Below are 16267 nucleotides of genomic sequence, written 5' to 3' on the forward strand. Positions count from 1 at the left end.
GAAAAAGTAGAACTTTCGGAAATAAGCACTTTTGTCTCAGCCTTATTTTTCTCTATCAGTCACAATCTAATGAAACTAGATCCGTATACGTTTCACGGCGGATCGCTAATTTTGCTTCGCCATTTTCCACAAAAACAACCGCAGGTTTCAAATTACGATTGTAATTATTCGCCATTGAATAGCCATATGCTCCTGTGCTTGTTATAGCAAATAAGTCTCGTGGCTGCATCGGCGGCAACTCAATATCTTTGATCAGGATATCCCCAGATTCACAGTATTTTCCTACAATGGTTTTTACTGTTTTTGGCTCCTTGCTGATTCGATTAGCTAAAAATCCATCATATTTTGCACCATATAACGCTGGACGAATATTATCACCCATCCCGCCATCTACAGAGACATAATGTCTCACATCAGGAATTATTTTTTCAGAGCCAACAGTATAAATCGTTGTACCTGCTTCTGCAATAATGCTGCGGCCTGGCTCAAGCCAGATTTCTGGAAATGCATAGTCAAGCAATGCGCATTGACCTTTTACGGCATTTACAATTGCCTTAACAAAAGCTTCCGGTTCTAAAGGATCATCCGATTCGGTGTACTGCACGCCAAAACCGCCCCCCATATTTAAAACGTCTACTGTATAATCAAACGCTTGCTTCCACTCATTCAAGATCGCCAACATTTTTTCAACTGCTGCCAAAAAGCCTTCTGCAGAAAAAATTTGTGAGCCAATATGGCAATGAACACCTTTTAATATTAAATGATCATCTGCTAAAATCTGCTCCAAAGCTTGTGTCGCCTGACCACTTGCTACGTCAAAGCCAAATTTTGAATCGACCTGACCTGTTAAAATATAATCATGCGTCTCCGCGTTGATTCCTGGTGTGATTCGGAATAAAACATTTTGTGTCGTCTTTTTTTCTTTTAAAATAGCGCTTAATAGTTCAATCTCATAAAAATTATCGATAATGATCGTCCCAACGCCTTGCTCAACAGCATAAAGAAGCTCTTCTTGTGTTTTATTATTTCCATGAAATTCAATATTTTCAGGTGACATCCCTGCCTGTATCGCCGTATAGATTTCTCCCGCTGAAACAACGTCACACCCTAGTTCTTCTTCTTCTAATAATTTGTACATTGCTAAACAACAAAAAGCTTTACTAGCATAAATGACTTTATTTTTTACTCCTAAAGAGTTAAGAGTTTGTTTAAATCCTCTAGCACGTTCACGAATATGTGCAACATCGTAAACAAACAAGGGCGTCCCGTATTTTTTTGTTAAAGCAACCGTATCACAACCTCCGATTGTTAAATGCTCTTCTGTATTGAATCTCGCTGTTCCAAATAATAATGGCATTTTTTCACCTTCTCCAACTAATTTATTAAAAATAATAGCATAAAATTAAGAAACTTCCTATCTATTTTTCATCATTTTCACAAACCCTGTCCTACGAAGTCAATACTCGCTGATAGACTTGCTCCGCTAAAGCTCCTATTCCTTCTTCACCTATCTGGTTTGCAAAGAGAATCACTAGTTGCTGATTTTTTTGATCGCCATAAATCACTGTATTATATCCTCCTAGACTACCTATGGAATATTTCAATGAATCAAAATAGATCATCCCGGATTGATAACCGCCAGTTTTTACCTCTGCAAGCTCATCATATTTAGATGACTTGAATAGCTCTCCATTTGTCAATCCTTGAATAAACTGCCAAAAATCTGTCGTTGACATATACATATTACCTGCACCAAGCAAACTAGAAAATAATTTTTCGCTTGATGGAAAAGCATCCGGCTGATAGTCTTTTCCAGCATAAATGTATGGTTTAGGTACAGTGATCTTCATAGGTAAAGTGTCCCAAAAATAGGTTTGTTTCAGTCCTAATTTGTCGATCACTTGCTTTTGAACCACCTCTTCATACGGCTGCTTCAAAATCATCGAAATGATTCCTGCTAAAATAGTATAATTTCCATTTGAATAGAGATATTCTTGACCTTGATCCACTTCCATTTCTTTTAAGGCATAATCGATTTGACTATTTTGTTCACTGAGTAAATGATCAGGTTCTTCTTCCGGCAACATAAGTCCGGAGGTATGGTTCAATAAATCCTTGATCGTAATTTGCTTCGACGTTTCTATAGTTGGATAAAATTGATCCAAGGTCGTATCTAATGAAAGCTGCTTGTTATTGACTAATTGTAAAATTAGAGCACCTGTAATGATTTTCTGCAAAGAAGCAATCGGAAATGGTGTAGTGATCTTATTTTCTTGTTTTGTTTCCGCATCAGCATAGCCGTAGCTTTTTTCATAAAACACCTGGCCTTGATCGATCACTAATGCCGTCCCCTTAAAATGAGCAGCTACGATCAACTGGTCGATTTTCTTTTGTTTTACTATCTTTGTTGACTGATTTGTTTTGGTGACTTTTTCTGTATTGACAAAAGGCTCACTAAAAAACGGACTCCCTTTAAAATACCAATAACCTAAAATGACCAGCACTACACATAATAGGCAAGTATAAACTATTTTTTTTGATTGTTTACTCAACTAACTCACTTCTTTCCAAACACTTCTTTCAAATTATACCACTTTCGAACAAAATTAAAGAGTATGTAAAACAAAACGGAACCGTCATTTTGTTCTACATACTCTAATTTTGGATAATTAGCGAGAGAAGGCAATGCTTTTTAGCTACTCCTGTTTAATGCCTAAAGACTTTCTTGTGCAATCGTCAAAATCGCAGCAGGTATCCTATATGGCGAACAAGAGATATAATCGACGCCCAGTTTTTGCAAGAAACGAATCGACTGAGGATCACCACCAACTTCCCCGCAAACCCCGATTTTAATATCGGAATCAAAACTTCTGATTTTATCCACCGCAATAGTCATCAAAGCGCCAACGCCTTCTTCATCGATATGTTGGAATGGATCAGATTTTAGGAGTTTTCTTTCTTCATATGCACCGATGAATTTTACGGAATCGTCACGAGAAAATCCATATGTCAGTTGCGTTAAATCATTCGTACCAAAACTGAAGAAATCAGACGCTTCAGCAATTTTATCTGCTGTCAAACAAGCTCTTGGTATTTCCAACATTGTGCCAATTTTATAAGGAATTTGTTTCTGTTCGTTTTCAAAAATTTGTTCGATCGTTTGGACTAAACGTTCCCTTAACCAAGCTAGCTCTTCTTTACTCCCAATCAACGGGATCATGATTTCCGGCAAAATCGTTACTCCAGATTCCTGTGAAACTGTCATTGCGCTTTCAATAATAGCAGCAACCTGCATTTCATAAATTTGAGGAGTTGTAACGGCTAAACGACAGCCACGATGACCTAGCATCGGATTTTGTTCATGCAATTCAGCAATACGGTGCTTGATTTGAGCAACAGTCCGTTGTGTTTCACTTGCTAGATGCTCTATCTCTTCTTCTATTTGCGGTAAAAACTCATGTAATGGCGGGTCGAGCAAACGAATGGTACATGGCTTATCTTGTAAAAGTTCAAACATCGTGCGAAAATCTTCTTTTTGAAATTCTTTTAATTTATTTAACGGAGCCATTAATGACTCCTCATCTTGGGCTAAAATCATTTTCCGCATTTCAAAAATCCGCTGTTCGCCAAAAAACATATGCTCTGTTCTGGCTAAACCAATTCCTTGTGCGCCTAATTTTAGCGCCGTTTCAATATCTGATGGTGTTTCTGCATTTGCTTTCACACCGATTTTAGCTATTTCTTTGCCCCAATTTGTGATCGTTTCCAATAATTGCCATTCGTCCCCTTCAACATAAGGGATACTCCCACGATAAATGGTTCCTGTTGTGCCATCTACCGAGATCGTATCTCCTTGTCTCAAGGTAACAGTTCCAGCTGTTGCTTGTTCCAAAAACTCATCAACTTGCACTTCTTCACATCCTGCGACACAACAAACACCCATTCCTCTGGCAACAACCGCCGCATGAGAAGTCATTCCTCCTCTTGAAGTGACGATCGCTTCACTAACGACCATTCCTTCAATATCTTCGGGCGACGTTTCCTGACGGATCAAAATAACTTTTTCTCCTAAGTCACTCGCCTTTTTAGCTTGCTCCGCTGTAAAATAGATTTTGCCGCTTGCCGCTCCAGGACTAGCTGGCAGTCCTTTTGCAAATACTTCTGCCAGTTTTAACTGTTCCGGTTCAAAAACAGGGTGAAGCAACTGCGTGATCATCGATGGATTGATTCGTTGAAGCGCTTCTTCTTTCGAAATGATCCTTTCTTCAACCAGCTGAATACACACTTTAAAGGCCGATTTTGCTGTACGTTTTCCGTTTCTTGTTTGCAGTAAGTATAGCTGACGGTTTTCGATCGTAAATTCAATATCCTGCATATCTTTATAATGACGTTCTAAAAGTTCGCTTAAACGGAGGAACTCTTGATAAACTTCCGGCATGAGCGTCTCTAACTCACTGATCGGCTGCGGCGTTCTGATACCAGCTACCACATCTTCTCCTTGCGCATTCAGTAAAAACTCTCCAAATATTCCTTTTTCTCCAGTTGCAGGATTACGTGTAAATGCAACTCCTGTACCGCTTTGTGAACCAAAATTCCCAAAGACCATCTCTTGAATATTGACTGCTGTTCCTAATGAATCAGAAATGTCATGTAGTCTGCGGTAGGTGATCGCTCGACGGTTATTCCAAGAACGAAATACAGCTTCTACCGCTAATTTTAGCTGCTCATAAGGATCCTGAGGAAATGGTTTATGCGTCACTTCTAAAAAAATATCCTTGAAAATACGAACCAATTCCTGCCAGTCTTCTGCAAGCAGTTCCGTGTCAGATCCATAGTTCTTCTTTGATTTATAAAAATCCAGTTGATCTTCAAAACGATCTTTATCAATACCGCAAACAACGTCGCCAAACATCTGCAGCAATCTTCTATAACAATCATAAGCAAAACGCGCATCACCGGTTTTTTCGATCAGCCCAAATACAGTTTCATCATTGAGCCCCAGATTCAAAATAGTATCCATCATTCCCGGCATTGAAAATTTAGAGCCGCTTCTAACAGAAACAAGCAGCGGGTTTTTCACTGAGCCGAATAGTTTATTTGTCCGAGTCTCCATCCGTTGTATATGTTGTCTTATTTCTACATCCAAGTTTTCTGAAACATAATCTTTTTTCTGTAAATAGTCTAAACAGGCCTCTGTAGTAATTGTAAACCCTGTCGGTACCGGCAACCTCAATTTTGTCATTTCTGCCAGATTGGCGCCTTTCCCTCCAAGTAAATCAGTTTGTTCCTTACTGCCATCAGAAAAATCAAGTACATAGTTCACAAGCAAACTCTCCTTCAATTTAAATAGTATGTCACATTTAAGATAAATCGATTATATTGTGTATCACATTGAATGTCAATAGATATTAGTGTATCTTTTTTTTATTGTTGCATTATTTTTATAAGAAATATATAATCATTAGTGTGTCACATTTAGAAAGTAGGTCGATAAAATGAAACTCACCTCTAGGCAATTAGAGATTATCAAGATCGTCAAAGAAAATGAACCGATCAGTGGTGACAGTATCGCAGGTACACTTGGCCTAAGCCGAGCGACTCTAAGAAGTGACTTAGCGATTTTGACGATGACTGGTTTACTGGATGCCAGACCTAAAGTTGGGTATTTTTACACTGGACAAACCATTGAACCGTTACTTTATGAAAAATTATATAAAAAAACCGTACAGGATATCCTTTTACCACCGATACTCATCCACCAAGGAACAACGGTTTATGATGCCGTTACTAATCTATTCATGTATGATGTCGGCTCATTATATGTAAAAGATGATAACGATGACCTGATCGGTGTGCTTTCTCGGAAAGATTTACTGCGTGCTGCAATCAGCAACCCAAACACCGAAAAAACACCTGTTGCAATGATCATGAGCAGGATGCCGAATATTATTACGATCACAAAAGATCGCACGATTTTAGAAGCCGGCAGTTTGTTACTTCAACATAGTATCGATACCTTACCTGTAGTGGAAATCGACCATCCTAAGAAAGTTATTGGTAAAGTGACAAAAAGCAGAATCATGGCTTACTTCATCAATGCTGGTAATGAGATCGAAAAAGAAAATTATTAGTTTTGGTTTCTATTTTTTAGTAATGATATATCACAATAAAATCAGCTGTGAATCACTGCAGCAAAGGAGAGTTTATTCATGCAAAAAAACAAAATCAATATTTACCTGATATCCGATTCAGTGGGTGAAACGGCTCAAAAAATCATTTCAGCAGTTTCTGCACAATATCCGGATATCGATATGAGTGACATCCAACGGTTCCCTTTTATTACGGATGAAGAATTATTACAACCAATCTTAAAAGATGCCCTTCATGATAAAGCTGTCGTTGTTACAACTTTAGTGAATAAAAAATTAGTTCAACTAGTGAAAGAATTCTCGGATCGTACCGGCTTACAATTTGTAGATTATATGAGTCCTTTAAGTGAGATCGTGGAAGGAACATTTGGTGTCCAGCCTTTACAAGAACCTGGTGCTCTGCATAAATTAAACGAGCAATATTTCAGCCGTGTTTCTGCTATTGAATTTGCTGTCCGATACGATGACGGAAAAGATCCGAAAGGTTTCCTTGAAGCAGATTATGTTCTTTTAGGCGTCTCACGTACCTCTAAAACACCCCTAAGCATGTATATGGCTAATCGTAATCACAAAGTGGCTAATTTACCCTTGATCCCAGAAGTTGCATTACCAGCTGAATTGGACCAAATCGACCCTAAAAAAATCATCGGTTTAACAACAACGATCGATAGCTTAATGGATATTCGTAAATCTCGCCTACATTCACTTGGTCTAAAAGAAGATTCGGCTTACACGAATGCAGACCGAATTCAGGAAGAATTAGATTATGCAGCCGAAGTTTTTGCGAAATATAATGCACTCGTGATCGATGTGAACAAAAAATCGATCGAAGAAACAACAACGATCATTGAAGATTTGACGCAAAACAACTAATTAAGGAGACTTGCAGATGAAAGATTGTCATAATGAAGAATTGATTGCTGAAATCATCAATCTAGAAGCAATTTTGAACCTGCCCAAAGGAACAGAGCATTTTATCAGTGATTTACATGGAGAATATGAAGCATTCAATCATATTTTAAGAAATGGCTCTGGAAGCATTCGAGAAAAAGTTCATGCCTTATTCAATCAAGAATTAACGAACGAACAGATGGACGAGCTATGCTTTTTAATTTATTATCCTGAAGAAAAAATAGACACTTTACAACAAGTCCACTCCCTAAACTCTGGCTGGTGGTTCGATGTGATCGAACGGTTGCTGATCGTCGTTCGTTTTTCATCGAGTAAGTATACTCGCTCTAAAGTTCGTAAAGCTTTACCGAAAACATATGCTTATATTTTGGAAGAATTGATCTATCAATATGATGAAACCACGGATAAAAAAGCATACTATCGTCAAATTATTCAAAAAATCATCGATCTTGGAACGGCTAAACGTTTTGTAACGGATTTAGCTTATTTGATCCAGCGTTTTGTCATTGATCACCTTCATGTCATCGGTGACATTTATGATCGTGGGCCATATCCTGATAAAATTATGGACGCTTTGATCGATTATCATTCTCTGGATATTCAATGGGGCAATCATGATATTATTTGGCTCGGTGCTGTGAGCGGATCCAAAGCCTGTCTCGCAAACGTTTTACGAATTTCTGCACGCTATGGAAATCTTGATCTGTTAGAAGACAATTATGGAATCGATTTATCTGTTTTAAGAACATTTAGCCGAGAAAAGTATCATGAGAATCTTCAGTTTAAACCTAAAAGTAATCCTTACCGCAAGCTTTCTATCACAGAAGTCACAGATGCTATGAAAATCCAGCAGGCAATGGCGGTCATTCAAGAGAAATTAGAAGGACAATTGATTCAAAGAAGACCTGAATTTATGATGTCTCATCGTTTATTATTAGATAAAATCCATAATGGCCAAATAACGTTGGGTCATGTTACCTATCCTCTGATGAATAGCTGTTTTCAAACCATCGACTGGTCTGATCCTTACCAATTAACTTCAGAGGAAGAAGCTGTGATCACTGATTTACTGCAGCAATTCCAGCAAGCTGAAAGACTCCATCAACATATGACTTTTCTCATTGGTAAAGGAGCACTTTACTTGCCGTATAACAATAATTTGTTAATCCATGGCTGTATTCCCTTAAATCCAAATGGGACCTTTCAATCGATCAACTTTAACGGTCAGGAATATGCTGGAAAACGATTACTCGATTTTTTTGAAAGCAACATCCGGCAAGCATTCGAGCAACCTTGGCAAACCGAAGACTTCGCAACTGACCTCATTTGGTATTTATGGTGTGGTGAATGCTCTTCTCTCTTCGGTAAAAAAGCAATGAAAACCTTTGAACGCTATTTTATAGCCGATAAAGACACTCATTTAGAAGAAAAAAATGCTTATTATACGTTAAGAAATGATCTCCATATTTGTCAAAAAATATTGCAGGCATTTCATTTAACGCAAGAAAATGCTCATATTATCAATGGACATACACCCGTTAAAATGATCAAAGGAGAATCACCGATCAAAGCGCAAGGTAAAATGTTGGTCATCGATGGCGGCTTTTCCAAAGCCTACCAAAGTGTTACAGGGATTGCAGGCTACACTCTTTTGTATAACTCTTTTGGTATGCAGTTAGCTGCTCATAAACCATTTGCGGACAAACAAACAGCCATTAAACAAAATCAAGACATCCTTTCCACCAGACAAATCGTTGATCGACAAACCAAGCGTTTGAAAGTTAAAGATACAACGATCGGATCGTCTTTGATCAGAGAATCAAACATTTTAAAAAGAGAATTAGCAGAACTGACACAAATAAAAGATGAACGTGGACTATAACTTCAAAAGTTATGCTCCACGCTCATCTTTTATTTATTCTACTATCATAAATTCTTGATTCTTTAATTCATATACTTCATCACAAGCTTTAGCTACCTCTTGTTCATGTGTCACAATGATGATACATTTTTGTTGATCATGAGCCACTTTTTGAAATAGCTGAACAATGTCTTTGGACGTTTTTTCGTCTAGATTTCCTGTAGGTTCATCAGCTACGATCAATTCATGATCGCAACACAATGCTCTAACGATCGCTACTCTTTGTTGTTGTCCTCCTGATAATTGAGCGACATTTTTTTTAGCTAATATTTCGTCGATTCCTACACTTGCTAAACTTTCAAGAGCATAAGCTTTTTTATCTTCCTGTTTTGAACTTGAGATCGACATCGCGGTCAATACATTATCCAGCGCTGACATATAAGGAAGCAGATTGTACGCTTGGAAAATAATCGACACATCATTTTTACGATAATTCCTTAGACCGATCTTTGCCAGCGATTCTCCGTTATAGAGAACCGTTCCTGTTTTAGGCTGATCTAATCCAGCAATCAATGAAAGAAAAGTTGTCTTTCCTGAACCACTTGCTCCTAAAATAGCATACATTTTTCCTCGTTGAAATTCTAAGTTTACATGCTTATATAGATATTCTTCTTCGTTCTTATACCAGTAGCCTACTTCTTGTGTTTGCAGCATCGTAATTCCTCTTTTCTATGTTGTTAAGATTTTTTTAGGTTGTAATCTTAAAATCCCGATCGATGATAATACAATTGAAAAGAAACTGATCAGCACACCCAGACCCGCTAAGATCGCGATTTCTTTTGGCTGAACCGAAATATTCAGATTTTCAATTGCTTGAGCAGCTTCTGCTGAACTTGCACCAATACCGCTCATTCCTCTACCCATACCACCGCCACTTGGTCTGCCGCCTTGCTGATCACCGCCTGGCATCCCACTCGGTCCGGCTTGATCAGTTGTAGCTTGTTGTGCTGACTGAGTTTGTTGGTCGATCAACTGCTCACCAACGACATTTCCTACGATATTCCCACTAAAAGTGGCAATTACTAACGCAACAATCATACAGACAATGATTTCACTGAAGAATTGCAGTACTACTTTAAAGCGAGACTCACCCAAAGATAGTAATACACCAATTTCATAACGTCTTTCTCTGATCGTCATCATCACGATCAACGTTAGAATAATTACACCTGCAACAGCGACCAAAATCACGATATTTTTAGCAAAACTGGCAACATTGTTTAATGGTTGAAGCATTTGTTGATAGGCTTGATCATTTGTTTGCAAACTGAAGCTTTCCGTATCGATCAGCTTCTCAGCAGCAGCTACAAAGCTATCCATTTCTTTCGGATCTTCCAATGTATACGAAGCAGAGTCGATCGTTCCTGCTGAATCTTCTCCTTTTAATGTGTTCGCTAGTGTATAAGAGGTGTATAAGGTATTTGCCGGATTTAAGAAATTGAACATCATTCCCATACTATCCCCATTTTCAGACGTTTTATAGATCCCTTTTATTGTCAATTCATACGTTTTTTCATCATCTTCTGGATCAGTTATTTTGAATGTATCACCAACTGTTAAATCATTTGCTTGTGCCAATGTTTCTTCGATCACTACATTATTGGTATCCTTATCTGACTCACTGATCGCTTCGCCGCTGGTTATTTCCGCTGTACCACTAGAAAAATCGCTAGCCATCGTCAAATCCATTACACCGCTTACCTGAAAATCACTTTGCTTCATATTGGACATTGGAGCGCCACCCATTTGCCCTCCTGCCTGCATCTGACCTTCTGGATTTTCTCCACCAGCTTGTTCACTATTGCTAGATTCAGATGTGGTCGTATCGCTATCTTCGCTAGAAATTGGTGTAATTCCCTCTCCTGCTCCGGCTGACGAAGACGATAAAAATGAATACGTTTTGACATTTGCCAATTCTGCAATTTTTTGTGCATCGTCTAAAGAAACAGGTGTCAAACTAAAGCTTCCAGGATCTGGTCTTTCACCGGACGTGCTATCCTGATTTTTTTTCATCGCTGCTTCACGGTTTGCTGAAAGCGTCACTGTTGCTCCAACACTTTTCTTTGCATTTTCTGTTGCTGTCAATGCAGCACTTTGGATCGTTAAACCGGCTAAGACAAAAATCAATATTGCTGAAAATACAGCACATAATAGAAATGTCCGCCCCTTCTTTGCTCTCATACTTAATAATGCTCGTTTGATAAAATTCATATGATTCCTCCTAAGTTTCCTTGTGAACAAAGATTACTTTAATCTTGTTACCTTAAACAGAACTTAAAGAAAGCTATTTTCTTTTGATTTTAATCTTTGTCCGAGGAACCTTGCAAAACAAGAAGAAAAATGATTAAATGGTTGTGTCGTATTTTTTGATTCATAATAAATGAATGTACTAGAAGGGAACGAAAGGTATTTGGAAAAAAAGAAAATGACTCTATATGGGATGATTTTTTCAATTTGCTTCTTCTTGATCGTATCCTTCTTTTTTTCTCCCCATACAATAGATTACGCAAAAGAAGCTGAGGCAAATGAAAAAAGTGATATGCCATTAAAAACTATTTCAGCAGCCGCTTCAAAACCAGATCTTCCTGAAGAAAAAAGTGATCCTGCACTCAATGCCTTTTATGAAAAAGTCGAGCAGTCAATGAATAGTGCCCGTGATTCTTTCAATGGAGATGTTGGAATGACCTATGTCGATTTGACGACTGGGAAGCAGATTTCTGTAAATGGCACACAAGAATTTTACAGTGCCAGCACCATTAAGGTTCCTCTGGCGATGATGATCGCAGACAAAGTTCAGGCTGGAGAACTAAAATGGGACGATCAATTGGTTTATAATGAAAAAGATGATTATGAGGATGGAACGGGGATTATCATCAATAATATTCAGCCAACTTATTCCGTTAGAACATTGCAAGAATACAATATTATCTATTCTGATAATATTGCTAAAAACATGCTTTACGGTACTTTTGGCGATGATGTAAAAGCAAAAAAAGCACTCTATGCTCATTTTCTGCAAAAAGAAACCCAATGGGATGACGCGAAATTCACTTCCGAAGACGCAGCAAAGATCCTGAAAATATTATATGATGAAAAAGCAACAAATCCGGAATACCAAGCGATTTATGATTATATGAAAAATACAGTATTCCATGAACGAATGGACACACCGACAACCTCAGGAAAGGTCGCTCATAAGATCGGTTCTTATGCAGGATTTTTACATGATATTGGTATTTTAGAAACAGAACATCCTTTTATCTTAACGGTTTTTACGAATGGACAAACAAATGCTGGTATTTCTTTTATCGCCAGTGTTACTGATCAATTATGGACGATCCAAAGTAATGATTATCCCAAAAAAATAGAGGAATGAATTCAGTGTTTAGAATTCGTTCCTCTATTTTTTAATTTCCACCCATGTTTTTGATTTTGATCAACCGGGTGATTTCACTTCTTTCGTTTTCTTCAAGTTTCATCTGTATATAATAAATCGTTTCTTCTAATTGCGGGATCGTCATATATTCCAATGCATTTACCCGTCTTCTGGTTTTTTCGATTTCTTCTGACATCAACTGACATGTTTTTTCGACTTCTGCTAACTCCAAGAGCTTTGGCAGGATCGATGAAAGCTTAGCAAAAACACCATCTAGCTCTGCATTTGAATTCAAGTACCCATAGTTCAATGGTGCTTCAACCACTGCTTCGTCGTAATGAAAGTTCATCGTTGGTACAGTAACACTCATGATATTTTTTTCGATCACATCCAGTGTCACCTCATTTGCTGGTATAGCAACTAATTCTTCAATAAAAGCTTCATTTAATGTTGCATTGGCTAAAACAAAACTGGACAAAGCCGTTTCTAGTTCTTTTTCAACATCCAACCGTAACGCATTGTTTTTCTTGATCAATAATATGAAACGACGCATCAATTCATCTTGTTTGTCTTTCAATAACTTATGTCCACGGCTAGCGGTACCTAATTGTTTTTTTAAACGGGAGAGTTCCATTCGCGTTGGATTCACATTCAATCGAGCCACAATCGATCACTCTCCTTCAGTTAGATATTCATCCAGCATGTCATCTTTGATCCGCTTCAATTCTGTTCTAGGCAGCATAGACAACAACTCCCAGCCTAGATCTAATGTTTCTGAAATAGAACGGTTTGTATAAAACCCTTGATTGACATACTCTGCTTCAAAACGATCAGCAAATTTTGCATAAATTTTATCAACATCAGATAACGCTGATTCACCAAGCACGACTGCCAACTCTTTTGCTTGTTTCCCTTGCGCATAAGCCGCAAATAATTGATTCATTGTCGCCGCATGATCTGCCCTTGTCTTACCTTCACCTGTTCCTTTGTCTTTCAAACGTGATAATGATGGCAATACATCAATCGGTGGCTGGATCCCACTTTTATATAGATCTCTGGACAAGATAATTTGCCCTTCAGTGATATAACCAGTCAAATCAGGGATAGGATGTGTTTTGTCTTCTTCCGGCATGGTCAAAATAGGAATCTGTGTTACTGAGCCTTTCAGCCCACTGATACGACCTGCACGTTCATATAAAGTTGCTAGATTTGTATAAAGATATCCAGGATATCCGCGACGTCCTGGTACTTCACGACGAGCAGCTGAAATTTCACGCAACGCTTCACAGTAATTGGTCATATCTGTCATGATCACTAACACATGCATGCCTTTTTCATAAGCTAAATACTCAGCTGCTGTCAGTGCCATCCGTGGTGTTGCGATTCGCTCGATCGCAGGATCATTGGCCAGATTCATAAACATGACTGAACGGTCGATCGCTCCTGTTTGACGAAAATCTTCCATGAAAAATTCTGCTTCTTCAAAGGTAATACCAATTGCCGCAAAAACGACCGCAAATTCTTCCTCGCTATTCAGCACGTTTGCTTGACGAGCGATCTGAGCCGCTAGCTCCTTGTGCGGCAAACCAGATGCTGAAAAGACTGGTAACTTTTGTCCACGAACTAAGGTATTCAAATGATCGATTGCAGAAATACCTGTCTGGATAAATTCATCTGGATAATCTCTGGCAACTGGATTGATCACTTCACCATTGATGTCCACCTTTTTCTCCGGCAAAATTTCTGGTCCATTATCTTTAGGACGACCTAAGCCATCAAAAATCCGACCAACCATATCTTCTGAAACGCCAAGTTCTAGCGGATGACCTAAAAAACGAACCTTAGAATCACGTAGATTGATGCCGCTAGTTCCTTCAAAGATTTGTACCATCGCTTTATCTCCATTGATCTCTAAAACTTGGCCGCGGCGAATTTCGCCATTTTGCATCCGAACTTCGATCAACTCTTCATATTTGACTCCTTCGACCTTTTCAACGATCATCAAGGGACCGACCACTTCATTGATCGTACGATATTCTTTAATCATTTGTCATCCCTCCATCTGCGATGATTTGTTTGATCGTCTGCTTGATCGTATCAACCAGTGTATCCAAACGTTCGATTTGATCTTCCGGCACATATTTACTTCTAGCAATCTGATCTCTTATGTCAACAGTCCCAGACATGATTTCACTTAAGTAGGCACCTAATTCTAAAGCCGTTTGACCCTCTTTATAGAACGTCAAAATCAATTGAAGCATTTTGTATTGCTTTTCTCGTGACGTGAATGTATCAACATCATCAAAGGCATTTTGCTGCAAATAATCTTCTCTAAGCGATTTCGCCACCTCTAAAGTCAAACGGTCTTTATCTGATAAAGAATCGATCCCGACTAGACGAACGATCTCTTCAAGTTGAGATTCTTCTTGTAAGATGCGCATGCCTTCTGTCACCATGTCAGACCAATTGACCTGCAACTGCTGATCCAACTCTTTTCCAACTTCGGATGCATACAAAGAGTAACTTTGAAGCCAGTTGATCGAAGGAAAATGACGCTTTTGAGCCAAGGTAGCGTCCAGTCCCCAGAAAACTTTTACCACACGTAAAGTGTTTTGTGTTACTGGCTCAGAAATGTCTCCGCCAGAAGGAGATACCGCGCTTATCGCTGTAATACTGCCTTCACGATGCTCTTTCCCTAAAGTCACTACCTGACCCGCTCGCTCATAATAATCTGCCAAACGACTTCCAAGGTAGGCGGGATAGCCTTCATCTCCCGGCATTTCTTCTAAACGTCCGCTCATTTCACGCAGTGCCTCTGCCCAACGAGAAGTAGAGTCTGCCATAATTGCCACAGAATAGCCCATATCACGGAAATACTCTGCAATAGTGATTCCTGTATAGATCGATGCTTCTCGAGCTGCTACGGGCATATTAGACGTATTTGCGATCAAAACAGTCCGTTCCATGACTGACTGTCCCGTATTTGGATCGATCAATTCAGGAAACTCATTTAGAACATCTGTCATTTCATTCCCGCGTTCTCCACAGCCAACATATACAACTAAATCAACATCGGCCCATTTCGCAATTTGGTGCTGAACCACTGTTTTACCTGCTCCAAAAGGACCAGGAACTGCAGCTGCACCGCCCTTTGTCACTGGGAAAAAGGTATCGATCACTCGCTGACCAGTCAATAAGGGAACATTAGGATTCAACTTTTCTGCAATTGGACGGCTCCGACGAACAGGCCATTTTTGCATCATCGTAAATTCTTTTTCACCTGTCGCTGTTTCAATAATATAAATTGTTTCTTCAATTGTAAATTCGCCTTGCTTGACTTCTTTTACGGTCCCCTTGATCCCAACAGGAACCATGATTTTATGTGCGATGACTTTTGTTTCTTGAACTGAACCGATCACATCACCCGCTGAAACTTCTTCACCAACAGACACACTCGGTTCAAACGTCCATTTTTTTGTTCGGTCCAACGCTGGAATTTGAACCCCTCTACTTAAAAAATTGCTCTTCGTGACTTCTGCAAAAGTATCCAGCGGACGTTGAATCCCATCAAACATCTCGGAGATCAGTCCCGGCGCCAATTCAACAGATAGCGCTTCTCCAGTCGTCACTACAGGTTCTCCTGGTCCAATCCCAGTTGTTTCTTCATATACTTGAATCGATGCCACATCACCGCGCATCTCAATAATTTCTCCAATAACGCCTAATTCTCCAACCTGACAAATATCCTGAATACTTGCATCAGACATATTCTCTGCCATGACCAAAGGACCAGAAACTTTAATAATCGTACCAGTTTGCAAAATCATTCCTCCTATTCTAAAAAGCGCAGCAATCCGTTTAGCTCTTGAACAAATTAGCAAACGACTTCAATGATGCTCTTTGGCATTT

12 protein-coding genes are annotated in these 16267 nt (G+C 38.9%); 4 read left to right on the forward strand and 8 right to left on the reverse strand.

What is annotated here, in order from left to right:
• Positions 1–55 precede the first annotated feature (55 nt).
• The 3 genes from lysA to ppdK form a co-directional block, all read right to left on the reverse strand.
• Positions 56–1357 carry a diaminopimelate decarboxylase gene (lysA, locus tag CC204_RS04380; RefSeq protein ID WP_088268993.1) on the reverse strand — a complete coding sequence of 434 codons (1302 nt, stop codon included), beginning with the start codon at positions 1355–1357 and terminating at the stop codon, positions 56–58.
• A 91-nt stretch (positions 1358–1448) separates the two neighbouring features.
• Complete coding sequence (locus tag CC204_RS04385) at positions 1449–2552, reverse strand: serine hydrolase domain-containing protein (RefSeq protein ID WP_088268994.1); 1104 nt, start codon at positions 2550–2552, stop codon at positions 1449–1451.
• A 161-nt stretch (positions 2553–2713) separates the two neighbouring features.
• Positions 2714–5323, reverse strand: a complete 2610-nt coding sequence (gene ppdK / locus CC204_RS04390; RefSeq protein WP_088268995.1) for a pyruvate, phosphate dikinase — start codon at positions 5321–5323, stop codon at positions 2714–2716.
• A gap of 172 nt (positions 5324–5495) precedes the next feature.
• Between ppdK and CC204_RS04395 the strand changes: the two genes are divergently transcribed.
• The 3 genes from CC204_RS04395 (at position 5496) to CC204_RS04405 (ending at position 8943) form a co-directional block, all read left to right on the forward strand.
• Positions 5496–6131: a helix-turn-helix transcriptional regulator gene (locus CC204_RS04395; RefSeq protein ID WP_088268996.1), complete on the forward strand. Its 636-nt coding sequence runs from the start codon at positions 5496–5498 to the stop codon at positions 6129–6131.
• Between the two features lie 78 nt (positions 6132–6209).
• On the forward strand, positions 6210–7022 hold the full coding sequence (locus CC204_RS04400; protein WP_088268997.1) for a pyruvate, water dikinase regulatory protein: 813 nt from the start codon (positions 6210–6212) through the stop codon (positions 7020–7022).
• A 16-nt stretch (positions 7023–7038) separates the two neighbouring features.
• Positions 7039–8943, forward strand: a complete 1905-nt coding sequence (locus CC204_RS04405; RefSeq protein WP_088268998.1) for a fructose-1,6-bisphosphatase — start codon at positions 7039–7041, stop codon at positions 8941–8943.
• A gap of 33 nt (positions 8944–8976) precedes the next feature.
• On the opposite strand, the gene CC204_RS04410 is transcribed toward CC204_RS04405, so the two are convergent.
• Both CC204_RS04410 and CC204_RS04415 read right to left on the reverse strand, forming a co-directional pair.
• Entirely contained in the window at positions 8977–9636 is a 660-nt protein-coding gene (locus CC204_RS04410) for an ABC transporter ATP-binding protein (protein ID WP_088268999.1), read from the reverse strand.
• A gap of 15 nt (positions 9637–9651) precedes the next feature.
• The gene (locus CC204_RS04415; RefSeq protein WP_088269000.1) at positions 9652–11193 is read right to left on the reverse strand and encodes an ABC transporter permease; all 1542 of its coding nucleotides are present in this window, start codon (positions 11191–11193) and stop codon (positions 9652–9654) included.
• A 214-nt stretch (positions 11194–11407) separates the two neighbouring features.
• Here CC204_RS04415 and CC204_RS04420 point away from each other — a divergent pair, with 214 nt between their 5' ends.
• Positions 11408–12358 (forward strand): serine hydrolase, encoded by a 951-nt coding sequence (locus CC204_RS04420; RefSeq protein WP_088271658.1) that lies wholly within the window; start codon positions 11408–11410, stop codon positions 12356–12358.
• Positions 12359–12389: 31 nt separating this feature from the next.
• Here the strand turns inward: CC204_RS04420 and CC204_RS04425 are convergent, their stop codons facing one another.
• The 3 genes from CC204_RS04425 to CC204_RS04435 are packed head-to-tail and all read right to left on the reverse strand — an operon-like array spanning position 12390 to position 16179.
• Positions 12390–13022, reverse strand: a complete 633-nt coding sequence (locus tag CC204_RS04425) for a V-type ATP synthase subunit D (RefSeq protein ID WP_088269001.1) — start codon at positions 13020–13022, stop codon at positions 12390–12392.
• 6 nt (positions 13023–13028) lie between these two features.
• A complete protein-coding gene (locus CC204_RS04430) occupies positions 13029–14405 on the reverse strand; it encodes a V-type ATP synthase subunit B (RefSeq protein WP_088269002.1) in 1377 nt (458 codons plus the stop codon).
• Complete coding sequence (locus tag CC204_RS04435; RefSeq protein ID WP_162288324.1) at positions 14398–16179, reverse strand: V-type ATP synthase subunit A; 1782 nt, start codon at positions 16177–16179, stop codon at positions 14398–14400. Before CC204_RS04435 ends, CC204_RS04430 begins: the two co-directional genes overlap by 8 nt.
• Between the last annotated feature and the right edge of the window lie 88 nt (positions 16180–16267).

This window comes from Enterococcus wangshanyuanii, from assembly GCF_002197645.1.
GTDB lineage: Bacteria > Bacillota > Bacilli > Lactobacillales > Enterococcaceae > Enterococcus_L > Enterococcus_L wangshanyuanii.